This window comes from Sphingomonas sp. (assembly GCF_036731925.1).
Lineage (GTDB): Bacteria > Pseudomonadota > Alphaproteobacteria > Sphingomonadales > Sphingomonadaceae > Sphingomonas.
The window spans coordinates 450,294-475,124 of the sequence record NZ_DAINDJ010000002.1 but is presented as its reverse complement, the minus strand read 5'-3'; the positions used below and the strand labels follow the sequence as shown (position 1 = coordinate 475,124).

The window sequence follows — 24,831 nt, the reverse complement described above, 5'->3', positions numbered from 1 at the left end:
GTCCTTCCAGGTTCAGCCGCGGCGCTGGCGCAGCAGCAGGAATCCGCCGACGCTCATCCCGCCGGCCGCGAGCGCGAGGGCGCCATAGCCGGTGGGCGAGCCGCCACCCCCGGGCATCGCTGCGGGGGCCTCGTTCCGGCTCAGCCCGGCCGGCACGAAACCGCGCGAGGTCAGGTCGATCCTGTCGAGATCGAGGCCCATGCCCTTGGCGCCCTGGCGAACGGCGTCGCCCACCGCGCGCAGGCGGGCAGGGTCCTGCTTGGCCTGTTCCATCGCAACGTCGATCAGCGCGCTCTGGACCCACAGCGCTTCGGCGAGTTCCTGCTTCTGTGCGTCCGAGGCGCGGGCGATCTCGCCGGTGGCAAGCACGGCGCGGGCCGCCTGCGCTTTCACGGCCGAGATGATTTCGGGCGCGGGCGTATCGTTGTTGCCGCGCGCGGCGTGCCAGGCGGTGATCCACCAGAGCGTATAGGCATCGGCGACATCGTCGATCTGCAGTCCATGTGGCGCCACGAGTGCGCCGATCCGCTCGATGAAGTCGCCTTCGGCAAAGACCTTCTGCAGGTCGGCCGCACCCTTCGGATCGACGGCGCGCGTCTTCTGGACGAAGGCCGCGAGATTGGCGCTGCGGCGTGCCTTCGAGGGTCGGTAGAGCAGATTCCCGGCGTCGGCGGGCGCTGTCGCCCGGGGCGCGTCGTCGCGCGGCAGCGGCCTTCCCTCGCGGCGCGCCCTTTCCTCGTCCTGCGCCATGCGATCGTCGAGCATCATGCTCAAGGGGTCGGAGTGCGTGGCCGTGGAAATGATCCCTACCCAGCCCTGCTCCTGCGCCCAGGCGCTACCTGCCCAGGGCAGGGCCAATGCCAGGACGATCGCTGCTCTCAAGCGTCTCATTGATCCGGTCCTCTCATCTTCATCCACGGCGCTGGCGCAGCATCAGGAACCCGCCGACTCCTATGCCGCCGGCGGCGAGCGCCAAGGCGCCATAGGGGGCGGCACTTCCCGGTTTAGGCGTCGTGGCAGGTGCGTCATTCTGGCCGACGCCAACGGGCACGAAGCCCTTCGAGGTCAGATCGATGGTATCGAGATTAAGGCCCATGCCCTTGGCGCCCTGGCGCACCGCGTCGCCGACCGCGCGAAGGCGGGACGGATCACGCTTGGCCTGTTCCATCGCAACGTCGATCAGCGCGCTCTGGACCCACAGCGCTTCGGCCAGTTCCTGCTTCTGTGCGTCCGAGGCGCGGGCGATCTCGCCAGTGGCGGTGATGGCGTGCGCTGCCTGCGCGCGAACCGCCGTCAGGGTCGCGGGGCTCGGGTCGTCATTCTCACCCCGTGCGGCGTGCCAGGCGGTGATCCACCACATGGTATAGGCGTCGGCGACATTGTCGATCCGCAGACCGTGCGGCGCGACCAGCGCGCCGATGCGTTCGATGAAGTCACCCTCGGCGAACAGCTTCTGCAGATCGGCAGCGCCACGTGAGTCGACGGCGCGGGTCTTCTGCACGAAGGCCGCTAGATTGGCGCTGCGACGTGCTTTGTCAGGCGTGTAGTGCAGGCCGGATACATCTCCCCTACGCGCCTGCCCTGTCGCGGCCGACCGCGCATCGCGCCGAGGCGTTCGCGCTTGGGCTTCGTGTTCTCGCATACGATCATTCAGGAACATGCCCAGGGGATCGGTGCGGCCGACAGATGGAACGAGAATACTCCAGCTCCACCCGTCGACAATCTGCGCCTGCGCACAACTCGCCCATGGCATCGTTAGACCCAAGGCGAGCAAGGCTCGGAACGATTTCACGGCGCTAGCCTCCTTAACCAATCAGCCGCGGCGCTGGCGCAGCATCAGGAACCCGCCGACGCCTATGCCGCCTTCGGCGAGCGCGAGGGCGCCATACGAGGCGGCGCTTCCCGCCTTAGGCGCTGTGGCTGGCAGGGCATTCTGGCTGACGCTGGCCGGAACGAAGCCCCGCGAGGTCAGGTCGATCGTATCAAGATTGAGACCCATGCCCTTGGCGCCCTGCCGCACCGCATCGCCGATCTGGCGCAGGCGCGACGGATCGCCCTTCGCCTGTTCTACGGCAACTTCGACCAACGCGGTCTGGACCCAAAGCGCCTCGGCGAGTTCCTGCTTCTGTGCATCCGAGGCCAGCGCCATCTCCCCGGTCGCGCTGATCGCCCGCACAGCTTGCCCGCGGACAGCGGCCGCAAGTGCGGGCGTGGTTTCGTCATAGCGGCCGTGCGCGGCCTGCCATGCGGTAATCCACCACAGCGCGTAGGCATCCGCGACGTTATCGATATGCAGGCCTACCGGCGCGATAAGCGCGCCGATCCGTTCGATGAAGTCACCCTCGGCGAACACCTTTTGCAGGTCCGCAGCGCCTCCGGGGTCAACGGCGCGGGTCTTCTGGACAAAGGCTGCAAGATTGGCCGCACGCCTTGCCTTCGACGGCGCGTAGCGCAGGCTGGACATGTCTGGAGCAGGGCGCTGCTGGCCCGTGTCAAAGGGGACGCCGCGGCGGCTCGCTCCGCGAGGACGCTCCGCCTCCTGGCTTTCCCGATCGTCGAGCATCATGCTGAGCGGGTCGGTATGGGTAAGCGTCGGCAGGATCATGGCGAAGCTCGACCCATCCTGCGCCGTGGCATTGCCGCTCCAGCCAGCGGTCACAAGCAATGCGAACGCTCTCGCTAACGTCTTCACGCTGTTCTCCCGCTTCGCACCACGCATCAACCCCGACGCTGGCGCAGCATCAGGAACCCGCCGACGCCCATGCCGCCAGCGGCAAGTGCCAGGGCGCCATAGGGAGCGGCACTTCCCGGCGCGGGTTTGGTAGCAGGTGCGTCGTTCTGGCCGACGCCAACGGGCACGAAGCCCTGCGAGGTCAGGTCGATCGCATCCAGATTAAGCCCCATGCCCTTGGCGCCCTTGCGAACCGCATCGCCTACCGCACGAAGGCGGGACGGATCACGCTTGGCCTGTTCGATCGCACCGTCGATCAACGCGCTCTGCACCCAGAGTGCTTCGGCCAATTCCTGCTTCTGGGCATCCGATGCCCGCGCGATCTCGCCTGTGGCGACCACCGCGTTTGCCGCCTGCTGGCGGACGGCGCCGAGGATGGCGCGGCTGGGGGTGTTGTTGTTGCCGTGCGCGGCCTGCCATGCGGTGATCCACCATAGCGCGTAGGCATCGGCAACATTGTCGATGTGCAACCCTTGCGGCGCCACCAGCGCGCCGATCTTTTCAATGAAGTCGCCTTGCGCAAACAGCTTCTGCAGATCGGCTGCACCACCCGGGTCGCCCGCGCGCGTCTTCTGAACAAATGTGGCTAGGTTGGCGCTCCGTCGTGTCTTGGACGGAGTGTACCGCAACCTTGCGACATCAGCCGGCTGCAGGTTGCGTGACGCGCGCAAGTCCGGCGTGTTTGGCGCGATACGGCGCGCGCGAGTTTCCCCGCGCCGCTCCCGATCCTCCAGCGTCACGCTCAACGGATCCGTGTGATACATGGAGGGCAGCATGAGCGATAATTGGGTGCTGTCCCACATCTGGGCCGTGGCATTGCTGCTCCAGCCGGTGGCGACCACCAGTGCGAGAGCTCCCAAGATCTTTTTCATACTGCGCTCCTTTCCAAAAACGCGAAAAGGGGGGAGCGGCGCGCCGCTCCCCCGCGAAACTCGCAGAACCGTGTTACTGCTTGCGGGCCATCGAGCTGAGGCCTTCGCCGATCGTCTTGATCACGGTGCTGGTCGTGCTCATCAGATACCCGAACTCCTGGCCTGCAACGGTAAGGTCGGTGCTGGTCTTCGTCGAACGGTTCTTGCCCTGCTTGTCCAGCGACTGCGACAGGCTGTCCATGTCGGAGATCTTCTGGTCCATCGTGGCTGCCAGCGAATCGGCGATCGCCTGAAGCCAGCTGCGGCCCTTGCCGCTGCGCGAGGAGTGCGCCTTGGCCTGCGTTTCGCCGTCCTTCATCGCTTCGCTAAGCTGGGTGTAGAGGTCGCGCGAGTCCGACTCTGCGGCGCGCTGCAGTTCGCCCTGCTGCGACGGGGACAGGTCGAAATTCTGGGCGAGGCTGGCCACCGCTTCGGCGATCGTGGCCGGGCCGCCCATCGAGCCGGTGGCCGCCGAGAAGCCGTCCTGCACCAGGTTGATCGCACTCTGCGGCAGGCCGAGCTGCTGGCCGAGCTGCTGCAGCACTTCCTTGGCGATCGCCGTGCCCAGCGTGCGCACCGCGAGCGATGCCCAGCCCGCCGGGCCCATCGCGAGGGAAGCCAGGCTGATCGGATTGACCAGAGACCGCGTAAGACCGCTCAGGAGACCCATGGATCGTTCCTTTCCATCCAGATATCGCGCTCCCCTCGGGAGCAAGCCGTCGACACCGTGTCGCCGGTACAAGGGCAAAGTGCCCCGAATCGGCGATCCGCGCGCTCCACGATTCGTTTAGTCGGGCTCAACGAATCGTGGAGGGGCGCGGTCATTCGAGCGGCAGGAAAAGCAGTCCTGCCAGGCTGTTGAGTTCGCGAACGCCGTCGAGATCGAGCTTGCGGATCGCGTTGTTCATGTGCGTGCGCACGGTGTTCTCGGTCATGTTGAGCAGGGTGCCGATGTCGCCGTTCGCGCGGCCCCAGCCGAGGAAGCGGAGTACCGCGGCTTCGTTGCGGGTCAGCGTCTGCAGCCCGGCCAGATGGAGCAGCGGCACGCGCCAGCCGGGGACGGTGAACTCGCCGATGCGGATCTCGCGGGTGGCGGCGCCGCGGCGTTGCTCCGCTGCGCGCAGCTCGGCGATCAGCTGGGCGAGCTGCTCGGCATCGCTCTGAGGGGGCGAGGGCGCGCGGAGGGCGGTGGCGCTGGTCATTGGGGCTTGGCCGTTCGCTGGAGGACGCCGCCCGCAATCTCCTCGCGCGTGCCGAGATCGGCGAGGATTGCCTGGGCGAGCAGCGGGAGCGTGAGGATGACGACGAAGGTGGCGGCGGCGGCCTTGATCGGCATCGCCATCGAGAAGACGTTGAACGACTGGGCGAAGCGGTTGAGGAACCCCATCGCCAGGTCGATCACGTAGAGCACGGTCAGCACCGGTGCCGCGAACAGGAAGGCGAGGGCGAACAGCCGCCCGAACTCGCCCTCGAAGAACATCAGCGCGCGGGCATCGAGCTGCAGCCCGCCGGGGCCGAGCGGCCAGATCAGGTAGCTGCCCATCACCGTGCCGACGAGCAGGGTGAGCCCGCCCGCGGTGACGAACACCACCTCGGCAAAGCGGCTGAGCAGGATGCCGGTGAGGGAGCTGGTGTTGCCGCTCAAGGGATCGACCAGCTGGCCGATCGTCGCGCCAACCTTCGTATCGATGATCTCGCCCGCGGCGCCCAGCGCCCAGAGCACGGTGCCGAAGAAGAAGCCGATCGCCCCGCCGGCGGCGGCTTCCTTGAGCAGCATCTTGAGCCAGCCCATCGCCGACAGGTCGTTCGGGTGGAAGTCCGGCTGCATCTGCAGCGCGACGAGCCCGAAGGTGACGATGATGCTGTTGCGCACCGTCCCCGGCATCACTTCGCGCGAGAAGACCGGCACGAACACGAAGGCGAAGGCGAAGCGCGCCGAGGCGACCGCGACCACCAGCAGCTGGTCGAGCCAGGGCATCGCCGCGAACAGCGGCACGCCGACGCCGGGGGGCACGGCCTCGATCATCGCCCCACCGCCGCGAGGCCGGAGAAGATCGAGTCGGCATAGCTGTACAGCGTGCCCGCCATCAGGCTGGCGGTGACGAAAATGCTGATCACGATCGCGAAGAACTTCAGCGTGTATTGCAGCGTCTGTTCCTGCAGCTGGGTCGCCGCCTGCACGATCGCGACGAGCAGCCCCACCACCGACGCCGCGATGATCGGCGGCGCCGAGAGCAGCAGCACCAGCCACAGCCCCTGCGTGGTGACCGCGACGAGGTCGTCGCTCATGGCCGGGCGCTCCTACGCATAGGAGAGCACCAGCCCGTGGCTCAGCTTCACCCAGCCGTCGACCAGCACGAACAGCAGGATCTTGAATGGCAGCGAGATGGTGACGGGGGACAGCATCATCATGCCCATTGCCAGCAGGATGTTGGCGATCACCATGTCGATGACGAGGAAGGGCAGAAAGATCAGGAAGCCGATCTGGAAGGCGAGCTTGAGCTCCTTCACCACGAAGGCCGGGATGATGATCACGAAATCGGTGTCGCGCAGCGTGCTGACCTTGGCGGGATCGCCGATGCGCTGCTGGGTGCGCAGGAAGAAGGCGCGCTCGCGCGGGTCGCTGTGCTTGACCAGGAACTCGCGGAGCGGCTCCTTGGCGCGGTCGGCGGTGGCGAAGATGTCGCCGGTGCTCTCGATCGGGTTTTCGGCCTGTGCCGGGGGATCGCCGGGCATGGTGGGGGTGGCGGGCCCCTGCACGGCTGCGGCGACCTGCATCTTCTCCAGCGTGGGGTACATCACGAACACGGTGAGGATCAGCGCCAGCCCGTTGAGCACGAGGTTGGGCGGCACCTGTTGCAGCCCCAGCGCATTGCGGACCAGGCTCAGCACCACGGCGATCTTGGTGAAGCTGGTCACCATGACCGCAAAGAACGGGGCGAGCGCGATCAGGACGACGGTGATCAGCGCCGAGCCGGGGGTGAACTGGGCGAGGTTCACGCCTCCACCTCCACCGGCTGCTGGACCGTGGCTTCGACAAGGTCCGCCCGCGATTCGATCAGCACCGCGAAGCGATCGCCCATCTGGACCAGTTCGCCCCGTGCCAGCGGGCTGCCGGCAACGAGCAATTCCACCGGCATGCCCTCTGCGATGGGGCCCAGCGGCAGCGCGACCCCGGGGCGCAGATCGGCGAGCGCCGCTGCGCTGGTCAGCCGTTCGGGCAGACGGAGCGTCAGCGGCACGGCGAAATCGCGCGGGGAAGGGGCGGCGTCACTGGAATCCATGGGCGCTCCATCGGGATGCGGGGTGAAGGTGCAGGCGGTCAGGTCGGCCTGACCTGCCTGCCTGAAATGCGGCGCTTCGAGGGTGGCGCGCGGGCGCGGGTCGATCAGAACCAGGTCGCCCGCGGCGAGGCCCCCCGCTTCGGCGATGCCGAGCCGGGGGCCTTGCACCAGCAGGCGAACCAGCACCGGCAGGCGCGCGGCGGGCGGGGTGAGACCCTCCGCCTCCGCGATCCAGTTGCGCGCATGGGGATGCGCGCAGGGCAGCAGCAGCGTGGCGGCACGATCTTCGCGCGTCAGCGCCAGGTGCAGCGCGGGCGCATCCGAAGCCTCGTCGATTGTGTCGGGTTCCAGGTGCAGGCCCAGCGCTTGCTCCAGCGCCAGCAGGAGGGGCTCGGCCGCGTCCAGCACGCCGGCGGCCTCCGCAACGCGCTCCGGATGCAATGCTGCGGCGCCGGGACGGAACTGCACGCCATCGGCGCAGGCGAACCAGCTGCCGCGGGGCGGTGCGGCGAGGATGTCGACTGCGAATCCAGCATGTTCCAGCAGCCGGGCAATCGCGCCGGCAAGCGTGTCCTGCGCCGGATCGATGCGCGGCAGGTCGAGGGCCTCGAGGCGAAAGGCGGTGGCCATCAGAAACGCACCTGCGCGGGCAACGGCTTGGTCGGGGCCTGACCCTCCGGCCAACGCGCGAGCAGCGTCACCGAACCGGCGGTGACGCCTACCAGCATCGTCTCGCCGCGCGCCTCGATCAGCACCACGCGCTCACGCTGGCCGAGCGGCATCGAGCGGAGGAAGCGGATCGGCGCTTCACCCTCGCCATTGGCGGCGACGCCCAGCTGGCGATCCTGCAGCTTCTTCAGCAGCCAGATCACCCCCCAGGCCATGCCCAATACCAGGGCAAGCGCCAGCACGATGGCGAGGATCGAGGATAGGACGGCTCCAATTCCCATGATGTGGTTCGTTCTCCAGTCGGGTCAGCGAGGGGGCGCGGCGAGGCGCGGGGCGGCGGTGTCCATGTCGTGCTGCATCGGGCCTTCGCCGCTGCGGGCCTTGGCGGCCCAGAGGATCACGGCGGCGACCGCGTCGAACATGTCCTCCGGCACGATCTCGCCGATCTCGCCGCGCGCCCAGAGGGTCCGCGCGGCCGCCACGTTGCGGACGATCGGCACGCGCGATTCCTCGGCCTCGGCGCGCATCGCGGCGGCGAGCTCGCCCATGCCCTTGGCGGCGATCACCGGAACGGGGCAGTGCGTTTCGTCATAGTTGAGCGCGATCGCGATGTGGGTGGGGTTCACCAGCAGCGCGGCAGCGCCGCGGGTGGCGCCGATATTGTTCTGGTTCGCCCATTCCTGGTGCATGTCGCGGCGGAGCGCACGAACCTGCGGGTCGCCTTCGCTCTCCTTGTGCTCCTGCTTGATGTCGCGGCGGCTCATCTTCATCTTCTTGATGAAGCTGTGCTTGGAATAGATCCGGTCGGCCACCGCGACGAACAGGAACACCGCGACGATCATCGCCAGCATCTGCAGCGTCAGCGAATAGGTGAGGCCGATCGTGCTCAGCGCCGCACCTTCGCGCGATTCGTCGATCGGGGAAGTGGCGGCGAGTCGAATCAGCTGGCCGGAACTGGAGAGCGCGCTCTGGTAGACCAGATAGCCGATCGCACAGATCAGCCCGGCCTTTACCAGCGTCTTGGCGAGTTCGAACAGGCCGTCCTTGCCGAACATCCGCTTGAGGCCTTCGACCGGATTGAGCTTCTCCAGTCCAAACTTCATCTTCTCGGTCGTCATCATCGGGCCGACCTGTAGAAATTCGGCCAGGGTGCCGATCGCTGCCGCCGGCACCAGCGTTACGAACGTCAGGCGCAGCAGTGTCCAGGCCGCGTCCCAGCCGATCGCCGGTGCGGTCTGGTCGAACGACCCTGTCGCGGCCTGCGCCACCACATCGGTAGCGAGGCGCGCAAGTTCGCTCGCGGCATAGCCCGAGACCACGACGAACAGCAGCAGCCAGGCGAGCGTGAGAAGGCCGGTGGCCAAATCCTTGGACTTGGCGACATCACCCTTCTTGCGCGCGTCTTGCAGCCGCTTCGGCGTCGGGAGCTCGCTCTTGTCGGCGCTGTCCTTGCCTTGGCTCATGAAGTTGAACTCTTGCTGCCAGGCGATCGCAGCGAAGTTGCTGGCGGTCCTGGCAGGTCAAGCAGGTCGACACATTGTCTGCCCGTGGGGCGGGGCAGCAACATCCTTAAAATCCTGTAACCGGTTCCTGGACGCAACAGGCAAATTTCGTGCCGCGTGGCACATGAACTGTTTAAACCCTAGGGAAACCGTAGTTTTTGCTGATTCGCCGCGCGACGGGCCGTTGCGACGAGCCGTTCAACGGTGCTGACACCGATGTAAACAAATGCATCCCTGGGAAAAGTTCCTCAGCTTGTCGCTTCAGTAGCTCAGCTCGTCGCGGAGCAACGTCCTGAAATATTTCTAGATATCGACTTGAAAATGTAAGAAATTCGCGACAGCCTATAGGTGTTCCTGGACGAGCAGGCCGGGAATTGTGGGGCATCGTGCTGAGACAACTGTTGGCCGGAGGGGCCATCGGCTGGGGAGCGATGCAATGTGTAGAGTAGTTCTTAGCGTAACGTCGCTTGCCCTGTGCGGGGCGGCGCTGATTATTCCGCAAGCGGCATGGTCGCGGGATCGAACCCCGCCGCCGCGCTGTGCGCTGACCGCGACCTTGCGGGTGGCGGATGCCGCTTCCTTGGCGGGGATCCAGTCCCTCCAGGGGTGCAGCAACATCCTTGTCGCGCCGGGCACCCCGGCGGAAATGCCGAAGGACGTGCGCATCGCGCCGGAGGCCGAGGAGGGGTCGTCTGGCGACCGTGCGGCATCGTTCCAGCTGGTCTCCGGCAAGAAGCGCCGTCAGGTGGAACCCGCGCCGGCGGCCACGCTGCGCGTCGCCGCGATCGCGCCGCTGCGGCAGGAGCCGGCACCGCTGATCGCCGCCGCAGCGTCGGACAACGCGATCCTGGCGATGCGGCCGCTGTCCTATGCCACGCGCTATGACGCGATGATCGCGCGGGTAGCGGCGCGGCGGCGCGTGGACCCGCTGCTGCTCCACGCCGTGATCGATCAGGAATCGCGCTACCGCGCCGATGCGCGCAGCCCCGTGGGCGCGCACGGCCTGATGCAGCTGATGCCCGGCACGGCGCGGATGCTCAACGTGTCGGCGTCCAATGCCGAGGCGAATGTCGACGGCGGCGCACGGCTGCTCCGCCAGCTCCACGGCCGGTTCAACGATTTCAACCTGACACTTGCTGCCTATAACGCCGGCGAGGGCGCAGTGCGCCGTTATGGAAACCGCATTCCGCCCTATCGTGAAACGCAAGCCTATGTGGCGGGCGTGATGGGCCGGTATAGCCGGCTGCTCGCCGAACAGGCCGCGCGGAGCCGCTGAACATGGCCCCAGCCCTGATCCTGCGCGGCCTGCGCCGCATGCCCCTGCGCGTGGCCGACATGCTGCTGGTCGGCAGCGTCGTGACGGTCGTACTGCTGATGATCGTGCCGATGCCGCCGCTGGCGCTCGACGCGTTCATCGCCACCAACATGACGGTGGGCATCCTGCTGCTGCTCAGCTGCATGTACGTCACCAAGCCGCTGGATTTCTCCACCTTCCCGACGGTGCTGCTGCTCTCCACGCTGTTCCGGCTGGCGATCAGCATCTCGACGACACGGATGATCCTGACGCAGGTGGACGGCGGCGAGATCATCCAGCAATTCGGCCAGATGGTCGCGGGCGGCAACCTCGTGGTCGGGCTGGTGGTGTTCCTGATCATCACGATCGTCCAGTTCATCGTGATCTCGAAGGGCGCCGAGCGCGTCGCCGAGGTCGCGGCGCGGTTCAGCCTCGATGCGATGCCCGGCAAGCAGCTGTCGATCGACAGCGATCTGCGTTCGGGCATCCTCTCCAAGGACGAGGCGCGCGAGAAGCGGCGCACGCTGGAGATGGAGAGTAAGCTCCACGGCAGCCTCGACGGCGCGATGAAGTTCGTGAAGGGCGATGCCATCGCCTCGGTGATCATCGTGCTGGTCAACCTGCTCGGCGGACTCGCGGTGGGGATGCTCTACCACGGCATGTCGGCAGGCGAGGCGGCGACGACCTTCTCGATCCTGACGATCGGCGACGGGCTGGTCGCACAGGTGCCGGCGCTGTTCTCGGCAATGGCGGCGGGCCTGCTGGTCACGCGCACGACCGACGAGGAACGCGAGAGCGATCTGGGGCCGGCCATCGCGCGGCAGATCACCGGCAAGCCGCACGTGCTGATGATCGCCGGCGGCCTGGCAATGCTGCTCGGGTTGGTGCCGGGCTTCCCGACGCTGATCTTCTTCACGCTGGCCAGCGCGCTGCTGCTGGGCGGGGCGTTCCTCCACCCGACGTCCGGCGCCTGGCTGCGTGCGCGGCTGGGGCTCTCTTCAGGCGAGACGGCGGTCGCGACGGGCGAGACGCTGATCGCGGCGCAGGCGCTGCCGGTGGTCGATCCGCTGCGGCTCGCCGTGGGCCTGCCGCCGCAGCATCCAGCGTTCGCCGCGCTGGCCGATCGGCTGCGCGAGGGGGCAGCGATGCTCCAGACGCGGACGGGTATCGCCATCCCGGACCTGCGCATCGTTCCCGACGCGCGGCTGAGCGAAGGCGAGTGGCTGCTCAGCGCCCACGACGCGCCGCTCGGCGGCGGGATCGCCGATACGGCTGCGTTGCCCGACATGGCGGCGGATCGGGTGGCGCAGCTGCTCGAACGCAATCTGGGCCTGTTCCTCGGCCTGCAGGAGGTGACCGATCACCTCAACCGGCTCGGGGAGACGCATCCGGAGGTCGTGAAGGAGGCGGTGCGCGCGGTGCCTACCGGCCGGATCGGCGAAGTGCTGCGGCTGCTCGCCGAGGAAAGCGTGCCGCTGCGCAACTTCCGCGATGCGATCGAGGCGATCGGCGAAGTCGGCCAGTATGAACGCGAAGCCGTGCCGATGGCCGAGCGGGTGCGCGTCGCGATGCGCCGCCACCTGATCGCGCCGCTCTGCAAGGCCGGCCGGTTGCGCGTACTGATCGTCGGCGCCGATCTGGAGGAGACGATCCGGCAGACCGTCACCCCCGTCGACGGCCAGATGCGCCTGGCGATCAACCCGCACCAGATGCGCGCGCTGATCGCGCTGCTTTCCACCCAGGTTGCCAGCAGCGGCGCGCGAGCGATCCTCACCGCGCAGGATCTCCGGCGGCCACTGCGTCTGCTGATCGCGGGCGATCTGTTCGAAGTGCCGGTAATCAGCTTCAACGAGCTCAACCCGGCCGTGCCGCTCGACATCGTCGGCGAGATCAACGCCGCGCCGGAGAGCCTGACCAATCAGATGTCGGACGAGGTTTTTCAATGATCCGCGCTTCGCGCTTCCTTGCCCTGCTCGCCTGCACGGCGCTGCTGCCCATGGCGGCGCCCGCCGAGACGCCGCCGATGGGCCAGAAGAAGATTACCCTCACCGCGCGAAACCAGCGCGTCGACGTCGCCGTCGTCGATCTGTTCGGCCAGGCCGGCATCAAGGCCAAGGTGAGCTCGGCGGTCACCGGCAAGATGAACGGCGTGTTCGTCGGCACGCCGCGGCAGGTGTGGACCCAGATCGCCAGGGCGTTCAACCTGGTCGCCTATTATGACGGTGCGGTCGTGCGGGTCTATTCCGCGGCCGAGGTGACCTCCCGCAGCTTCATGGCGGCCGATCCGGGCGCCGTGGTACGGGACGCCCAGAAGCTCGGCATCCTCGACGACGCCAATCGTGTCGCTGCGGCCAGCAATTCGGTGAGCGCCACCGGCGTACCCGCCTTTCTCGACCGCGTGGCGCAGCTGGCGGGTACGGCGGGCAACCCGGCGGTAACGCAGGTGGCCGCAACGGCGTCCAACGCGCCGATCGTCTCGCCGCTGCTGGGACCGGCGGCGCTGGAGACGGTGACCAGCTCGCCGCTCCATTCCAAGGTGCTGAGCGGGGCGACCACGCGCTCACCCTATGAGGTGCGGATCTTCTATCTCCGCTACGCGCGCGCCGACGATACGATCCAGAAAAGCTTCGACCGCACTATCACCATCCCCGGCGTCGGTTCGATCCTGCGCGGGATGATGGGGGACGGGCGGCCGAGCGCGACGGTCTCGACGGCGGGCAATTTCGACATCCAGCGCCAGTCGCTGCCGCGGCTCGGCGGGCGCGGGCTGAATGCAGTGCCGCCGGACGAGGCCCAGCGCAGCTTCGACCAGCAGGGCACGCCGGGGCTCGACACGGTGGTGGTACGCGAGGCGGCGGTGCGGGACGTCAACGGCCCGCGCGTCGAGGTGGACCCGAGCAACAACGCCGTACTGATCCGCGACCGGCCCGAATCGATGAGCGTGTACGAGGACATCGTCCGCGCGCTCGACGTCGAGCCGCGCGGGGTCGAGATCGAAGCGACGATCCTCGAGCTCGACACCAGCATGCTCAAGGAACTGGGGCTGGACTTCGGCTTCAAGACCGGCGGCCTTGGCGCGCTGTTCGGCGGCAACGCGACCAACCCGACCAACAATTTCTCGGCCGGCAATGTTGGCGCCGCCTACCTGACCGGCGGGCTGGATCTCTTCGCCGCGCGCATCACGGCGCTGGAGAAGACGGGCGCGCTGCGGGTGATCTCGCGCCCGCGGCTGAGCACGCTCAACAATATCCCGGCCGTGTTCAACAACCAGGTGCAATATTATGTCCGCGTCGCCGGCGACCGGCAGGTGGACCTGTTCCCGGTGACCGCGGGCATGGTGATGCGGGTCAATCCGTCCATCCTCTATGACGGCGGCGAGCTGCGCACCCGCATGTCGATCGAGATCCTGGACGGTTCGCCGACCGGCCTTGTCGTCGACGGCATTCCGGCCGTGAAGCAGAGCAGCATCAACACCAGCGCCGTGGTGAAGCAGGGCGAGAGCCTGCTGATCGGCGGCATGACGGTGGAAACCTCGTACGACTACAAGTCGAAGGTGCCGGTGGCCGGCGACATCCCGGTGCTCGGCCAGGCTTTCCGCAAGCGCAAGAAGGGCGACCAGCATTTCGAGCGCATCTTCCTGATCACGCCGCGCGTGGTGTCGCGCCGCGAGCAACAGGCGGCGGCGGTGCAGCCGACCACGGCGACCAACCCGATCCCGCTCCAGCAGATCGAGGCAGCGGCCGATCACCGCCAGAAGCGCCGGCGGAGGGCTCGCCGGTGAACGCGCCCTTCGCTCCGGTGAAGTCCGGCACCATGGTGCTGCGGGTGCTGAACGGGCGCTTGTCCGGCGCCGAGCACCGGCTGCATCGCGGCAAGTTCGTGCGCGTCGGCCACGGGTTCGAGCACGACATCGTATTGCGCGATCCTTCCGCGCGCGGCGTCTCGCTCGAGCTTGATCTCGGAGAGGGCATGGCCTGCCTGCGCGTGGTGGCGGGGCAGGTGACGCTGCTCGGGCGCCCGGTTGCGGCGGGTGAGCAGGCATCGCTGCCGCCCTTCGTGCCGATGCTGGTCGGGTCCGTGGCCTTCGCCATCGGCGAGCCCGAGGATCCCCGCTGGGACGAAGCGATCCGCCTCGCGCCGATGGTCGCGCCCGCCGCGGCCGACACGCCTGCTCCGGCGCCGCAGCGCGCGGCGATCCCCGAGCGGGTGGCCACGCGGCTCTATCCAATGCGCGGCGCGCTGGCGCTCGATCGCACCTGGCCGGCTTATGCTGCTGCACTGGCCGCGCTGCTGCTGCTCCTGCTGTTCGCGCCGCCGGTGATGCGCTGGGCGACACGGCAGTTGCACGATACCGCTGGCGAACAGGCGATGCTCGCCGCCGCGGGCTTCCGAGACCTGAAGATCGAGGAAACGCGGAGCGGCACGATCGTGCGCGGGATCGTCAAGGACGATACGGCGCTCGCCCGGCTGCGCCAGGTCGTCGCAGAGCAGATCGGGCCGGCCACGCTGGATGTCGAGACGATGGACGGCCTTGCCGCGGCTGCCACCGACCTGTTGCGCGCGCAAGGGGTCGATGCGGAGGCCGTTCCCCGCCGCGGCAACGCGCTGATGGTGAAGGCCGAGTTCCTGCCCGCGGATCGCCAGGCCGAACTCGCGCGGCTGATCAAGGAGGACGTGCCGGGCATCACTCGCGTCGTCTTCACGTCCGACGCCGCGCGCGGCGACCGTGACCTGCAATATTTCTTCTCGGGCTCGGAGTACGGCCTCGCCACCTTCGTCGATGGCGATCCGGGCTACATCACCACCGCCGACGGCACCCGCTGGTTCGCCGGCGCCACGGTGCCCACCGGCCACCGCATCGTCGCGATCGGCAACGGCCGCGCCAGCTTCGAGCGCGATGGCCGGATCGAAGAACTCGTCCTGGGACCCAGCACGCCGCCGTCCCCGGCACCTTCCACCCCCACCCCTGGCGGCGACACCAACGGAGTGACCACCCAATGACCAACCCGATCAACAGCGCCGTCCTGGGCACGATCGCCTCGCTCGGCAACATGGGCACCACCGAAAGCCGCACCGGCAAGGGCAACTGGTTCGAGGCGTTCGGCGAAGCCTGGGGCAAGGCGCTCGACACCCAGGCCGATGCGATCACCGCCCAGTCCGACGTGGTGAGCCAGGGCGGCGACAAGCCGTCCGACATCACCCAGCTGACCACCGAATCCATGCGGATGAGCTTCATGGCGAACAGCTCGCACAGCTCGATCGACAGCGTCTCCAAGGCGCTCGAAACCATGGCGCGGAAGAACTGACGATGAGCATCGATGCGATCGGCGCGCTGGTCGCGCCGGCCGGGGGGCAGGGCGCGAACGGCGTCTCGCGCGCCTTCGAGCTGCTCGCCCCCGGCGGCCATGGCGGCGGCGCCACCACGCCGCAGTTCGACGCCCGCTTCCAGGCGGCGCTGGAGAAGATGGGCGGGGTGCAGGGCACCGTCGCAGCGGGGCCCATCCCGCCGGCGATGAAAGGCATGTTCAACGCACTCGACCAGGTGAACGTGCAGGCCCGCGCCGTCTCGCGCTATGCCGAGACGGCCGAGGCCAGCGGCGGGCAGCTGACCCCGGGCGAGATGGTGCAGCTCAACATGAAATGCTCCGAATTCATGTTCCAGGCGCAGCTTACCTCCAACATCGCCAACCGCAGTTCGGACGGCGTGCAGCAGCTGTTCAAGCAGCAATGAGCGGCCGCACCCCCGCTCGCCGCTGGCAGGCGCGCGTCGCCGCGCCGCTGCTGGTGATTGCCGCCTTCGGTCTCGCCGGCTGCAGCCGGCAGGAAGTCTATGGCAAGCTCACCGAACCGGCCGCCAACGAGATGATCGCCGTGCTCAACCAGGCCGGCATCACCGCGAGCAAGGTGGCGGGGGAAAAGGGCGTGTGGAGCATCGCCGTCGATCAGGCGGACTTCGCCCGCGCCGTGGAGACGCTGCGCGCGCACGGCCTGCCGCACGAGGAGTACGACTCGCTCGGCTCGGTGTTCAAGAAGGAGGGCTTCACCTCCACGCCACTGGAGGAACGCGCGCGGCTGATCTACGGCCTCTCGCAGGAGCTGAGCCGGACGATCAGCGGCATTGACGGCGTGGTGCAGGCGCGCGTGCACCTGACCATGCCCGAGGCCGATCCGCTGTCACGCGAGGCCAAGCCCTCGGCGGCATCGGTGTTCGTGAAATACCGCACCGGCTTCGACCTGCGTAGCCAGACCGGGGCAATCAAGTCGCTGGTCACGAACGCGATCGACGGGCTGACCTATGACCGCGTCTCCGTGGTGATGGTGCCCGCCCAGGCGGCGCCGGTGCTCCCGGAGAGCGAGGGCATGGTCTCCGTGTCCACGTTGCTGCGCGGCGCGATTGGCCTGGTCGCGCTGATCGTGCTGGCGATCGCCGGACGCGGCCTGTGGCGGATGCGCAAGCCGCGGGCCAACCTGCCGGACACGGTGCAGCGGTGAACCCGAAGGCGCGGAACGCCAGGCTGGCGCTGCTCGCCCGGCATTGCGGGCAGGGACGCGGCGCGCGCTTCGCCCGGCGAGCCAGCGGGCAGCCGGCGGTGCGGTTCGGCGACTTGGCCAAGCTGCCGGACTGGCTCGACGCGCCTGAGGAACAGCGCGTGCGGATCGCGGCGGCGGCGGGGCTGCTGCGCCACCGCCGGGCGATCGACGCAGAGCTTTCCGGACCGAGGCTGGCGGCGCTTGCCGCCGCCGTGGGTGAGCCGCTGTTCGACGCGGTGTGCGAGGCGGAAGTGCCGGAGATTGCCGGGGCGGAGAAGCTGCCGCCGCCCGAGCGGGTGCTCGCCAGCGGCACGCAGTTGCTGGAAGCCGCGCTGCCGCTTGCCTTGCAGGACCGCTTCCCCGGCGCGCGGGACGATGCCGATGCGCGCGACCTGCTGGCGCGGGCGCAGCGTATCGCGGAGACGCTGGAATGACCTACCACCTGGTACATGCCGACGATGCCGCGCTGCTGTTCAGCGAGCGCGCCGTGATCAAGCGTGACGAGCGCCAGTCCTTCACCGATGCCGTTGCGTTGCTGGGGGCGGTTCGTGAGGCACAGGCAAAGGCAGTGCAGGCAGCTGAGGCCGCGCGCGAAGCCGCCTACGGCACCGCGCATGCCGCTGCGCGTTCCGAAATCAACGACCTCCTCGTCCAGGAAATCGCGCAATTCGCCGCGTCGATCGACGCGCAGGAGCAGGCCCGGCGCACAGAGATCGCCGAGGCCGCACTGGCCGCGGTGCGTGCGGTGTTGGGGGAACTCGACGACGCGGCGTTGATGCCGGCGCTGGTCGCCCGCGCGCTCGATCGCCTGCAGCCGCAAGGTGCGGTGATCGTCGCGGTCGCGCCCGACATGGCCGAAAAGGTGGTGGGGCGGCTGACGGGGCTGGCAGAAGTCACCGTCGTGCCCGATCCCGCCCTCGGCGTGCACGATTGCGTGATCCGCACCCAGCAGGGGCAGGTGATTGCCAGCCTTTCGGTCCAGCTCGAAACCCTCGCCAAGCGCTGGGGCGTGGCATGAGCGATCCGCTTGCCCTACTTCGCGCGCTCGATGCCGCGCCGATGTTCGAGCAGCATGGCCGCATCGTGGGCGCACTCGGCACCACGCTGCGCGTTACCGGGGTGCGCGCGCGGATCGGTGAGAATTGCGAGATCGTCGATGCCGAGACCGGTTTCTCGCTCTGGGCCGAAGTGATCGGCCTCGCTGATGGCGGCGCAATCCTGACGCCGCTCGGCGATCTGCGCGGCCTTTCGATGAACAGCGACGTCATCCTGCGCAGCGGCGAGGATCGGGTGCCGTACGGTGCAGACATGCTCGGTCGTGTGCTCGACGCGCGGCTCCAGCCGCTCGACGGCCTGGGCAACGTCCGCCGCGGCACGGACCGGCCGATCCATGGCGAAGCGCCCAACCCGATGCACCGCCGCCCGATCGATGCCGCGATGGAGACGGGCATCCGCGCGATCGATGGGCTGATGCCGATCGGCATTGGCCAGCGCGTCGGCATCTTCGCGAGTGCCGGCGTCGGCAAGTCGACGCTGCTCGCCAACCTCGCCCGCAACGCCCAGTGCGACGCAATCGTCATCGCACTGATCGGCGAGCGCGGCCGCGAAGTGCGCGAGTTCATCGAGGAGACGCTGGGCGCCGAGGGGCTCGCCCGATCGGTCGTGATTGTGGCGACCTCGGACCGCCCGGCGATGGAGCGCGTGCGCGCGGCGCATGTCGCTACTGCGATTGCCGAGGGCCTGCGCGACGAAGGCCGGCACGTGCTGCTGCTGATGGACAGCGTCACCCGCTTCGCCCGTGCGCTGCGCGAGATCGGGCTGGCGGCGGGGGAGCCGGCGGTGCGGCGCGGCTTCCCGCCCTCGGTGTTCGCCGAACTGCCGCGGCTGTTCGAGCGCAGCGGTACTGCGGAGCAGGGGGCGATCACCGCCCTCTACACCGTGCTGCTGGAGGACGAGGACGGCGATCCGATCGGCGAGGAAGTGCGCTCGCTGCTCGACGGGCATATCGTCCTGTCGCGCAAGCTGGCCTCGCGCGGCCATTATCCGGCGATCGACGTGCTGGGCAGCCTTTCGCGCCTGTTTCCGCGCCTCGCCAACGCGGCGCAGCAGCGCGCGGCGCATGGGCTGCGGGCGATGTTGGCCAAGCTGGACGAGATCGAGCTGCTCGTCCAGATCGGCGAATATCAGCCCGGCCGCGATCCGCTGGCGGACCGCGCGCTGGCCGAGCGCCAGGCGATCGCCGCCTATCTGCGCCAGTCCGGCAGTGAACGCACGTCGCTGGGCGAAAGCATCGCCCGGCTGCGCACCTTCGAGGAGATGGACCATGCCCGCTGACAATCGCGCGCCCGTGCTGGCGCGCATCGCCGCGATGCGCGAGCAGCGCCTGACCCGTGCGCTGATCGAGGCGCGGGAGGCTGCCGATCACGCCGAAGCGGCCGCCAGCGCTGCCGAGGCCGCACGCACGGCGGCGGCGCGCGAGCGGGGCGACGCCCGGCTGCTGTTCCAGGCAAGCCCCGGCTGCCCGCAGACGCGACTCTGGCTGGAGCAGCGCGTGGCTGAGGAGATCGGCGCGGTAGCACGCGCGAGCGACCAGCGCGCCCGTCACGACCTTGCGGTGGATGCGCAGGGTGAAGCGGGACGGGCGCTCGATCAGCACCGTGTGCGCAGCGAGAGCGTCGCGGCGCATCATCAGTCCCTGCGGCGGGCCGAGCAGCGCCGTGCCGAAGATCGGTCGGAGCCGGAGGCTTCTTCCTTCCTGCTGTCGCGAGGCTGGGCATGAACGGCGCGTCGGGCAGCAACGCGGTGCAGCCCAAGGCCGCGCCTGCACCGCGGGATGCTGCGGGCAAGGAACAGCCCGAAGCCGCGCCGAAGCAGCGCAAGGCGTTCGCCGATGCGCTCTCGCGGCACGCGGGCAAGCGCGCCGCCAGGGATCCCGGCATGGACAAGGCCGACGGCATGGCCGCGATGATCACCCCGCGCGACTTCGCCGCCGCTGCGGTGACCGCGCGACCTGCTGCGGCGGGGATGGTCGATGCCGCGCAACATGCCCAGCTCGATCGCATCGCGGCAGCCATTGCGGAGGTCAGCAAGACGGCGCAGCCCGAGGTGCACCTGTCGCTGCCGCTCGGCAGCTACAAGGTGGAAGGCGCCGTGCTGGGGCACGACCTGGCCGGGCAGGTGAACGTGCTGCTGATCCCGTCTGCCGCGGTGCCGCCGACCGTGGCGGCGCAGTGGAGCGAGCAGCTGCACGAGCGGCTGTTGCGACGCGAGGTGCGCGTCGGCAACGTCGGCGTGCAGGGAGGTGCGATGGCGAGGACGGCGCGGCGCTGACGCCTGCGCCGCTCAGCGGTCGGTGCGGGTGGGGTCCTCGCGCAGCTGGAAGATCGCGCTTTCGATCGTGGCAACAGCATGGTCGGTGTCGGTCATGCCCGGGCGGCCGTCGGGATCGAGCAGCGCGTAGCCGAGGCCGGAAAGGCGATCGAGCACGTCACTGGTCGGGCTTGCCGCGACCAGCGCCGCAACTTCGCTGGTGAAGTCGTCCAATGCGCGCGACAAGCGGCCGGCATCGGCCGGGCTTGCCCCCAGCGATGTGGCGAGTTCCCGCGCCTGGCCCTCGGCACCATAGGGGTCCACCGATCGCAGCGGCTGCTGCGTGCCCTGCACGAGCCCCAGTTCGCGGGTGAGCGTGCCGGCGATCCGGTTGGACAGCACCGTCATCGCCTGACCCGCAAGCGACCCCGGCGTGTTGCCGGTAGCACCGATCGCGCCGATCGCAGCGGCGCGCGGGCCGGTGATTCCGATGGGCTGGGTCATCGCCGAATCTCGTCCGTGGAATGGAACATGCTAGCGTAGATAGCGCCTTCGGAGCGTTCGCGCGCTCCACGAATCGCTTAGGCAATGCTACGGAACCCCCGGGCCCTTTGCGGGAGTTGCGTGATGATCCTTCCTCTGGTTGCCGCCGCTGCGGTAGAGATCGCTCCGGCAGACCGCGCCGCCATTATCGATGTCGCGCACCAGGCCATCGCCCGCCGTATCGGGAAGACGCCCAGGCTGCTCGTCCGCACGCTGGGGCATCAAGGCGACTGGGTGTTCCTGGTCGCGACGATGCAGGACAAGGCGGGCCGTCCGATCAGCTATGCCGGCACACCGCTGGCCTCGGCCGAGGCCGAAGGCATGGTGTCGAAAGACTATGTCGCGCTGTTCCGCCGCGCAGGCAACGGCTGGCGGCTGGTCGAGGAAGCCCTTGGCCCCACCGATGTCGCCTGGGCCGGCTGGGCAGCCAAGCACGGGGCGCCCAGCTCGATCTTCGGCTAGCTCAATAGGTCCCGTGCTCGTTTCCACGAGTCCAGTATTCGAAGCTGCGGTCGAGGGCGCGGGTGGAGAACACCACATGGCCGCGATTGCGCTCGAAGGCCATCGCCGGCGCGTTGTCGAGCGTGCCCGCCCACCAGCCATTGGCGCGCTTGCCGGTGAAGACGGTGCGCTTTCCGCTCTTGCCCGTGGCGCGCAGCTGGGTAGTGCCGCCGGGCCCCGCCTGCACCTGAATGGTGCAGGGTTCCGGCGGGGCGATGTCGAACACGCAGGTGGCGGGTTCGGCGGCGGCTGCGGCGGCAAGCGCGGCGAGGGGGAGCAGGATCATCGCTGGAAGATGGTGGCGGCCAGCTGCGCGCGGTAGGCGGAGTCGCCCTGAATATCGGCAGGCCGTTCATAATAGCGGCACACGATCGCCCCCGCATCGCGCGCGCTGGTTGCCTGCTGGAGGCGCCGGCCCGCCGCGCTCTCGGTACCCGTCAGCTCGTGCTGGACGAAGGCAAGCTGCTCTTCGAACGTCGAGTTGCGAATGTCGTGGCCGGCGAAGGCGGCGAAATCGGCCTGACGCGGTCCTTCCCACTGGCCCAGGCCATAGCCGGGCCCGCCGCCGATCTGACGGATATTGGCTTCCATGCGGCTTTCCGCATCCAGATTGGCGACGATCCCCGCCGCCTGCGCGCGCGTCCAGCCCTGCGCCTGGAAATAGGACATTGCCTGGCCGATGCGCCCCTGTCGCGATGCGGACGGTGCGCCGGCACCGGCGGTGCCGCTCGTCGCTGCCGTCTCCTTGGTGGCGCCTGGTGCATGGAGGATCTTGGCGCCGTGCGAAAGCGCCCAGGAGAGGTTGCCGGTGGTTACCTTCTGGGTACCGTCGGCATTGCGGTTGTTCGATCCGATCGTCTGGCCGTTGCCCGCATAGAGCACGGTGTGCGAGACGCCGCCACCCTGGATGATCACGACGTCACCGGGCTTGGCCTGCGCTGCGCTGACCTCGGTCCAGCCCTGCGCGCGCAGCGTCTTGTCGAGCTGAGCGACCGAGTCCGTGTGGAGATTGGCGGGCAGCTGGCCGGCCTCGGTGAGCACTGCCGAGACGAAGTTGGCGCAGCATATATTTGCCGGCACGTTCGCGTTCATCGGCAGATTGTCGCTGCGATCGCCGCGCAGGTCGGCGGCGTTGCGGCCGAGATATTGCCGCGCGACATCAGCGGCGTTGCGACCGGTGCCGCCGCCCTCCAAGCCGCCCGCCGCTTCGGTGCCGCCGGCGCGAGCCGTGCCGCCGCCGTTCAGCCGCAGCGTCTCGCCCGGCAGAATCATCCCCGGATTGGCAAGGCCGTTATCGAGCGCAAGATCGTGCCAGTCGAGGCCGAAGCGCGCGGCAATGCCGGACAAGGTGTCGCCCGCCTGCACGGTGTAGCTGGCGGTACCCGATTGCGGCAGTGCGATCGTCTGGCCGGGGAAGATCAGGTTCGGGTTGCGGATCTGCGGGTTGGCCGCACGGAGCGCCGCAAGCGAAATGCCGTTCTTCGCCGCGATTCCCGAAAGCGTGTCGCCCTGACGGACGGTGTAGCCGCCGCTCGCGCCGGAGCGTCCTGCACCGGTTGCGCTGGTGCGATTGATCGAGTCGAGCATGGAACGCCTCCCTGGACTGACGGGCGGAGGTTCGCACCCGACAGAGCCGGCGTCTCTCGACGATTCGTTTAGCTGGCGACGGAAGGGGCGTGCGAGCCGCGCGCGTATGGCGCCCACCGGCGCCGCCCGCCACCTTCCCCAGCCTGCTGCAGCGGGTCAGCCCGTCTTGAGTTGGCCCGCGCGCGCTCGGCGCAGTCGCAGCGTGCTGCCGGCGATACCGAACCCGCCGATCAGCAATGCCCACGCCGCCGGTTCGGGAACGCCCGCGCCGCTTGTCGCGCCCACGCTGAAATCGGCCTGGAACTGCACGTCGCCGAACACGCCATTGCTGTCGTCCCACTCCTTGCCGACAACCGCATCCAGGCTGTCGCCGGCATTGGTGTAGACGAAGTCGCCGCCCGCATAGGCATTGCTGCCGAAGTCGCCGGCGGTAGGCATCCATGTGACGCCGCCGTTTGCCGGCTGATCGATCCCGGCCGTGGTGAGGAAGGCAACATAGCGCTGACCGGGGCGCAGATCGATCGCGCCGACATCGAAGCGCAGCGCCTGATAGGCATCGCCGTCCGTTCCGCCGAAGCTGCGAACGTCGCTGGTGTAGTGGGCATGACCCAGCACGCCGTGGCCGCCCCACGAATAGACATAGGCGCGGACGTTCGTCGCACCGCCGCCGAGGAAGAAGGTGAAGCCGTTCAGCGCATTTGCGGGGCCGACGGTGAAGGTCTGCCCATAGGTCGGTGTGTAACCAGCCCCGAGATAGTCGATTTTCCCGGCATAGCTCCCCCGGGTATCGATCGTGTCGGCAAACGCCGGTGTCCCGGCCGTTACGCTCGCAAAACCAATAAGCGCAAGTACAGTGATCCGCTTCATGCAGTCTCCCCCCAGATTGGACGGCCATGGCAGCCGTCCGACTCTTGCGCGACAAGGTAACCGCAGCTTCGCCGTGCGGCAATTCACAAGTGATTACAGATGTTGTGGTCGCCACTGGGCAACATCGTCACGGCAGAAGCGCTTCCGCGCGTTTGCTCAGCGCTTGGCCGTCCGCAGCCGTTCCAGCACCGGCGGCGCGATCGTCATTCCCGCCCGGGACATGGCGGGCGTCGGCCAGGCGCCGCTCGCCACCTGCTGTCGGACGGTGGCGCGGTCGGGCGGGGGCCAGCCGATCCCGCTTTGCCGTGCACGTTCCAGCAGACGCGCCCGGGCGGCAAGCATCTCCGGGCTGGTGAAGACCACCGGGTGCTCCAGCAGCGCATGCGCTGCCATGCTGCCGTCGTCGGCGACGCTCCAGAGCGTACCGCCCTTTTCGACCAAATGTTCCGCGATCCCGGCCTGTTCGGCGTCCATTGCCATGCGCACGGGATCGATCCCGAAGGGATCTGCCCAACGCGGATCAGCGCCGTGGCGAAGCAGCGTCATTACGCCGCCGAGATGGCCGAAGGTGATCGCGTTCCGCATCGGGCTTTCGCCCCCTGCGGCCTGCGGGTCCGGCGAGGCGCCGGCGGAAAGCAGCTGCTCCGCGATCGCCGGGCTGTCCGCCAGGATCGCGAGCGACAGCGCAGCGCCAGGCTTTATCCCGTCCTTCGGCATGCCAGCGGCGAACAGCATGGTTACCGCATCGGCATCGCACCGGGCGACAGCGAAGGTGAGCAGGTCGCCATAGCGGCCGGCGGGTGGCTGCGGGACCTTGGGATCGTCGACAACCGCGGTGCTGATCAGCCGCGGATCGCGGGCGAGCATGGCACGGGCATCCTCGACGCGCCCCTCGAGGATCGCTTCGGCCAGTGCGCGACCGGCAGCGCCGTTGCTCAGATGGCCGAGCACGCGGGTGCGATCGGGCAGCACCACCGAGGCGCGCTTGGTATAGCAGGAAGGCTCGGCGGCCATGCATCCTCCGGTCGGGGCGGCCGCCAGCATCAGCGCGGCGAGGATGCGAAGGCGGCGGGTCACGAGACCCTGCTGTAGGGATTGGGGG

The 24,831-nt window shown here is 68.6% G+C and carries 30 protein-coding genes; 13 read left to right on the top strand and 17 right to left on the bottom strand.

Annotated features, from left to right (window positions below):
• Positions 1-12: 12 nt before the first annotated feature.
• The 12 genes from V7E00_RS11790 to V7E00_RS11735 all read right to left on the bottom strand — a co-directional run bounded on the left by V7E00_RS11790 (position 13) and on the right by V7E00_RS11735 (position 9,058).
• Positions 13-891 carry a DUF6683 family protein gene (locus V7E00_RS11790; RefSeq protein ID WP_333572838.1) on the bottom strand — a complete coding sequence of 293 codons (879 nt, stop codon included), beginning with the start codon at positions 889-891 and terminating at the stop codon, positions 13-15.
• Between the two features lie 19 nt (positions 892-910).
• Positions 911-1,642: a DUF6683 family protein gene (locus V7E00_RS11785; RefSeq protein WP_333572837.1), complete on the bottom strand. Its 732-nt coding sequence runs from the start codon at positions 1,640-1,642 to the stop codon at positions 911-913.
• Positions 1,643-1,813: 171 nt separating this feature from the next.
• Positions 1,814-2,719, bottom strand: a complete 906-nt coding sequence (locus tag V7E00_RS11780; protein WP_333572836.1) for a DUF6683 family protein — start codon at positions 2,717-2,719, stop codon at positions 1,814-1,816.
• Complete coding sequence (locus tag V7E00_RS11775; RefSeq protein WP_333572835.1) at positions 2,719-3,603, bottom strand: DUF6683 family protein; 885 nt, start codon at positions 3,601-3,603, stop codon at positions 2,719-2,721. The genes V7E00_RS11780 and V7E00_RS11775 overlap by 1 nt, the downstream gene beginning before the upstream one ends.
• Positions 3,604-3,676: 73 nt before the next feature.
• Positions 3,677-4,312, bottom strand: a complete 636-nt coding sequence (locus V7E00_RS11770; RefSeq protein ID WP_333572834.1) for a hypothetical protein — start codon at positions 4,310-4,312, stop codon at positions 3,677-3,679.
• Positions 4,313-4,463: 151 nt separating this feature from the next.
• The gene (locus V7E00_RS11765; protein WP_313537569.1) at positions 4,464-4,844 is read right to left on the bottom strand and encodes a helix-turn-helix domain-containing protein; all 381 of its coding nucleotides are present in this window, start codon (positions 4,842-4,844) and stop codon (positions 4,464-4,466) included.
• Positions 4,841-5,668: a type III secretion system export apparatus subunit SctT gene (gene sctT, locus V7E00_RS11760; protein WP_121075918.1), complete on the bottom strand. Its 828-nt coding sequence runs from the start codon at positions 5,666-5,668 to the stop codon at positions 4,841-4,843. Before sctT ends, V7E00_RS11765 begins: the two co-directional genes overlap by 4 nt.
• Entirely contained in the window at positions 5,665-5,931 is a 267-nt protein-coding gene (gene sctS, locus V7E00_RS11755) for a type III secretion system export apparatus subunit SctS (RefSeq protein ID WP_019368943.1), read from the bottom strand. Before sctS ends, sctT begins: the two co-directional genes overlap by 4 nt.
• Positions 5,932-5,943: 12 nt before the next feature.
• Positions 5,944-6,642, bottom strand: a complete 699-nt coding sequence (sctR, locus tag V7E00_RS11750; protein ID WP_333572833.1) for a type III secretion system export apparatus subunit SctR — start codon at positions 6,640-6,642, stop codon at positions 5,944-5,946.
• Entirely contained in the window at positions 6,639-7,556 is a 918-nt protein-coding gene (locus V7E00_RS11745) for a FliM/FliN family flagellar motor switch protein (RefSeq protein WP_333572832.1), read from the bottom strand. Before V7E00_RS11745 ends, sctR begins: the two co-directional genes overlap by 4 nt.
• A complete protein-coding gene (fliO, locus tag V7E00_RS11740) occupies positions 7,556-7,876 on the bottom strand; it encodes a flagellar biosynthetic protein FliO (protein ID WP_333572831.1) in 321 nt (106 codons plus the stop codon). The genes V7E00_RS11745 and fliO overlap by 1 nt, the downstream gene beginning before the upstream one ends.
• Before the next feature lie 24 nt (positions 7,877-7,900).
• Positions 7,901-9,058, bottom strand: a complete 1,158-nt coding sequence (locus V7E00_RS11735; protein WP_333572830.1) for an EscU/YscU/HrcU family type III secretion system export apparatus switch protein — start codon at positions 9,056-9,058, stop codon at positions 7,901-7,903.
• A 475-nt stretch (positions 9,059-9,533) separates the two neighbouring features.
• Here V7E00_RS11735 and V7E00_RS11730 point away from each other — a divergent pair, with 475 nt between their 5' ends.
• Genes V7E00_RS11730 through V7E00_RS11675 form a run of 12 tightly spaced genes read left to right on the top strand, consistent with a single transcriptional unit; the run spans position 9,534 to position 20,252 of the window.
• Positions 9,534-10,373, top strand: a complete 840-nt coding sequence (locus tag V7E00_RS11730) for a lytic transglycosylase domain-containing protein (protein ID WP_333572829.1) — start codon at positions 9,534-9,536, stop codon at positions 10,371-10,373.
• Positions 10,374-10,375: 2 nt separating this feature from the next.
• Positions 10,376-12,337, top strand: coding sequence for a flagellar biosynthesis protein FlhA (locus tag V7E00_RS11725; protein WP_333572828.1), 1,962 nt, complete (start codon positions 10,376-10,378; stop codon positions 12,335-12,337).
• A complete protein-coding gene (gene sctC / locus V7E00_RS11720; RefSeq protein WP_333572827.1) occupies positions 12,334-14,172 on the top strand; it encodes a type III secretion system outer membrane ring subunit SctC in 1,839 nt (612 codons plus the stop codon). Before V7E00_RS11725 ends, sctC begins: the two co-directional genes overlap by 4 nt.
• Entirely contained in the window at positions 14,169-15,392 is a 1,224-nt protein-coding gene (locus V7E00_RS11715; RefSeq protein WP_333572826.1) for a hypothetical protein, read from the top strand. The genes sctC and V7E00_RS11715 overlap by 4 nt, the downstream gene beginning before the upstream one ends.
• Positions 15,389-15,697: a hypothetical protein gene (locus V7E00_RS11710; RefSeq protein WP_066722170.1), complete on the top strand. Its 309-nt coding sequence runs from the start codon at positions 15,389-15,391 to the stop codon at positions 15,695-15,697. The genes V7E00_RS11715 and V7E00_RS11710 overlap by 4 nt, the downstream gene beginning before the upstream one ends.
• A gap of 2 nt (positions 15,698-15,699) precedes the next feature.
• The gene (locus V7E00_RS11705; protein ID WP_333572825.1) at positions 15,700-16,122 is read left to right on the top strand and encodes a hypothetical protein; all 423 of its coding nucleotides are present in this window, start codon (positions 15,700-15,702) and stop codon (positions 16,120-16,122) included.
• Positions 16,119-16,883: a type III secretion system inner membrane ring lipoprotein SctJ gene (gene sctJ, locus V7E00_RS11700; protein WP_333572824.1), complete on the top strand. Its 765-nt coding sequence runs from the start codon at positions 16,119-16,121 to the stop codon at positions 16,881-16,883. Before V7E00_RS11705 ends, sctJ begins: the two co-directional genes overlap by 4 nt.
• On the top strand, positions 16,880-17,356 hold the full coding sequence (locus V7E00_RS11695; protein WP_333572823.1) for a hypothetical protein: 477 nt from the start codon (positions 16,880-16,882) through the stop codon (positions 17,354-17,356). The genes sctJ and V7E00_RS11695 overlap by 4 nt, the downstream gene beginning before the upstream one ends.
• On the top strand, positions 17,353-17,940 hold the full coding sequence (locus V7E00_RS11690; protein ID WP_333572822.1) for a FliH/SctL family protein: 588 nt from the start codon (positions 17,353-17,355) through the stop codon (positions 17,938-17,940). The genes V7E00_RS11695 and V7E00_RS11690 overlap by 4 nt, the downstream gene beginning before the upstream one ends.
• Complete coding sequence (locus tag V7E00_RS11685) at positions 17,937-19,256, top strand: FliI/YscN family ATPase (RefSeq protein ID WP_333572821.1); 1,320 nt, start codon at positions 17,937-17,939, stop codon at positions 19,254-19,256. Before V7E00_RS11690 ends, V7E00_RS11685 begins: the two co-directional genes overlap by 4 nt.
• Complete coding sequence (locus tag V7E00_RS11680; protein ID WP_333572820.1) at positions 19,246-19,701, top strand: hypothetical protein; 456 nt, start codon at positions 19,246-19,248, stop codon at positions 19,699-19,701. Before V7E00_RS11685 ends, V7E00_RS11680 begins: the two co-directional genes overlap by 11 nt.
• The gene (locus V7E00_RS11675; protein WP_333572819.1) at positions 19,698-20,252 is read left to right on the top strand and encodes a hypothetical protein; all 555 of its coding nucleotides are present in this window, start codon (positions 19,698-19,700) and stop codon (positions 20,250-20,252) included. The genes V7E00_RS11680 and V7E00_RS11675 overlap by 4 nt, the downstream gene beginning before the upstream one ends.
• Before the next feature lie 12 nt (positions 20,253-20,264).
• Here V7E00_RS11675 and V7E00_RS11670 read toward each other — a convergent pair whose 3' ends face one another.
• Positions 20,265-20,735 (bottom strand): hypothetical protein, encoded by a 471-nt coding sequence (locus V7E00_RS11670; RefSeq protein WP_333572818.1) that lies wholly within the window; start codon positions 20,733-20,735, stop codon positions 20,265-20,267.
• A gap of 123 nt (positions 20,736-20,858) precedes the next feature.
• Between V7E00_RS11670 and V7E00_RS11665 the strand changes: the two genes are divergently transcribed.
• Positions 20,859-21,236, top strand: a complete 378-nt coding sequence (locus V7E00_RS11665) for a hypothetical protein (RefSeq protein ID WP_333572817.1) — start codon at positions 20,859-20,861, stop codon at positions 21,234-21,236.
• A 1-nt stretch (position 21,237) separates the two neighbouring features.
• On the opposite strand, the gene V7E00_RS11660 is transcribed toward V7E00_RS11665, so the two are convergent.
• The 4 genes from V7E00_RS11660 to V7E00_RS11645 all read right to left on the bottom strand — a co-directional run bounded on the left by V7E00_RS11660 (position 21,238) and on the right by V7E00_RS11645 (position 24,806).
• Positions 21,238-21,561: a hypothetical protein gene (locus tag V7E00_RS11660; RefSeq protein WP_333572816.1), complete on the bottom strand. Its 324-nt coding sequence runs from the start codon at positions 21,559-21,561 to the stop codon at positions 21,238-21,240.
• Complete coding sequence (locus V7E00_RS11655) at positions 21,558-22,862, bottom strand: phage tail tip lysozyme (protein WP_333572815.1); 1,305 nt, start codon at positions 22,860-22,862, stop codon at positions 21,558-21,560. The genes V7E00_RS11660 and V7E00_RS11655 overlap by 4 nt, the downstream gene beginning before the upstream one ends.
• A 156-nt stretch (positions 22,863-23,018) precedes the next feature.
• Positions 23,019-23,729, bottom strand: coding sequence for a PEPxxWA-CTERM sorting domain-containing protein (locus V7E00_RS11650; RefSeq protein ID WP_333572814.1), 711 nt, complete (start codon positions 23,727-23,729; stop codon positions 23,019-23,021).
• A 156-nt stretch (positions 23,730-23,885) separates the two neighbouring features.
• Complete coding sequence (locus V7E00_RS11645; protein WP_333572813.1) at positions 23,886-24,806, bottom strand: ankyrin repeat domain-containing protein; 921 nt, start codon at positions 24,804-24,806, stop codon at positions 23,886-23,888.
• Positions 24,807-24,831 lie beyond the last annotated feature (25 nt).

Excerpts from the sequence above, each read along its gene's own strand:
- V7E00_RS11660 (WP_333572816.1), bottom strand. The coding sequence starts at position 21,561 with ATGATCCTGCTCCCCCTCGCCGCGCTTGCCGCCGCAGCCGCCGCCGAA.
- V7E00_RS11670 (WP_333572818.1), bottom strand. The coding sequence starts at position 20,735 with ATGACCCAGCCCATCGGAATCACCGGCCCGCGCGCCGCTGCGATCGGC.
- sctS (WP_019368943.1), bottom strand. The coding sequence starts at position 5,931 with ATGAGCGACGACCTCGTCGCGGTCACCACGCAGGGGCTGTGGCTGGTG.
- V7E00_RS11780 (WP_333572836.1), bottom strand. The coding sequence starts at position 2,719 with ATGCGTGGTGCGAAGCGGGAGAACAGCGTGAAGACGTTAGCGAGAGCG.
- V7E00_RS11730 (WP_333572829.1), top strand. The coding sequence starts at position 9,534 with ATGTGTAGAGTAGTTCTTAGCGTAACGTCGCTTGCCCTGTGCGGGGCG.
- V7E00_RS11770 (WP_333572834.1), bottom strand. The coding sequence starts at position 4,312 with ATGGGTCTCCTGAGCGGTCTTACGCGGTCTCTGGTCAATCCGATCAGC.
- V7E00_RS11705 (WP_333572825.1), top strand. The coding sequence starts at position 15,700 with ATGAGCATCGATGCGATCGGCGCGCTGGTCGCGCCGGCCGGGGGGCAG.
- V7E00_RS11745 (WP_333572832.1), bottom strand. The coding sequence starts at position 7,556 with ATGGCCACCGCCTTTCGCCTCGAGGCCCTCGACCTGCCGCGCATCGAT.
- V7E00_RS11765 (WP_313537569.1), bottom strand. The coding sequence starts at position 4,844 with ATGACCAGCGCCACCGCCCTCCGCGCGCCCTCGCCCCCTCAGAGCGAT.
- sctJ (WP_333572824.1), top strand. The coding sequence starts at position 16,119 with ATGAGCGGCCGCACCCCCGCTCGCCGCTGGCAGGCGCGCGTCGCCGCG.
- V7E00_RS11735 (WP_333572830.1), bottom strand. The coding sequence starts at position 9,058 with ATGAGCCAAGGCAAGGACAGCGCCGACAAGAGCGAGCTCCCGACGCCG.
- V7E00_RS11675 (WP_333572819.1), top strand. The coding sequence starts at position 19,698 with ATGAACGGCGCGTCGGGCAGCAACGCGGTGCAGCCCAAGGCCGCGCCT.
- V7E00_RS11710 (WP_066722170.1), top strand. The coding sequence starts at position 15,389 with ATGACCAACCCGATCAACAGCGCCGTCCTGGGCACGATCGCCTCGCTC.
- sctC (WP_333572827.1), top strand. The coding sequence starts at position 12,334 with ATGATCCGCGCTTCGCGCTTCCTTGCCCTGCTCGCCTGCACGGCGCTG.
- V7E00_RS11775 (WP_333572835.1), bottom strand. The coding sequence starts at position 3,603 with ATGAAAAAGATCTTGGGAGCTCTCGCACTGGTGGTCGCCACCGGCTGG.
- V7E00_RS11725 (WP_333572828.1), top strand. The coding sequence starts at position 10,376 with ATGGCCCCAGCCCTGATCCTGCGCGGCCTGCGCCGCATGCCCCTGCGC.
- V7E00_RS11680 (WP_333572820.1), top strand. The coding sequence starts at position 19,246 with ATGCCCGCTGACAATCGCGCGCCCGTGCTGGCGCGCATCGCCGCGATG.
- V7E00_RS11685 (WP_333572821.1), top strand. The coding sequence starts at position 17,937 with ATGAGCGATCCGCTTGCCCTACTTCGCGCGCTCGATGCCGCGCCGATG.
- V7E00_RS11650 (WP_333572814.1), bottom strand. The coding sequence starts at position 23,729 with ATGAAGCGGATCACTGTACTTGCGCTTATTGGTTTTGCGAGCGTAACG.
- V7E00_RS11790 (WP_333572838.1), bottom strand. The coding sequence starts at position 891 with ATGAGACGCTTGAGAGCAGCGATCGTCCTGGCATTGGCCCTGCCCTGG.
- V7E00_RS11665 (WP_333572817.1), top strand. The coding sequence starts at position 20,859 with ATGATCCTTCCTCTGGTTGCCGCCGCTGCGGTAGAGATCGCTCCGGCA.
- sctT (WP_121075918.1), bottom strand. The coding sequence starts at position 5,668 with ATGATCGAGGCCGTGCCCCCCGGCGTCGGCGTGCCGCTGTTCGCGGCG.
- fliO (WP_333572831.1), bottom strand. The coding sequence starts at position 7,876 with ATGGGAATTGGAGCCGTCCTATCCTCGATCCTCGCCATCGTGCTGGCG.
- V7E00_RS11690 (WP_333572822.1), top strand. The coding sequence starts at position 17,353 with ATGACCTACCACCTGGTACATGCCGACGATGCCGCGCTGCTGTTCAGC.
- V7E00_RS11655 (WP_333572815.1), bottom strand. The coding sequence starts at position 22,862 with ATGCTCGACTCGATCAATCGCACCAGCGCAACCGGTGCAGGACGCTCC.
- V7E00_RS11785 (WP_333572837.1), bottom strand. The coding sequence starts at position 1,642 with ATGCGAGAACACGAAGCCCAAGCGCGAACGCCTCGGCGCGATGCGCGG.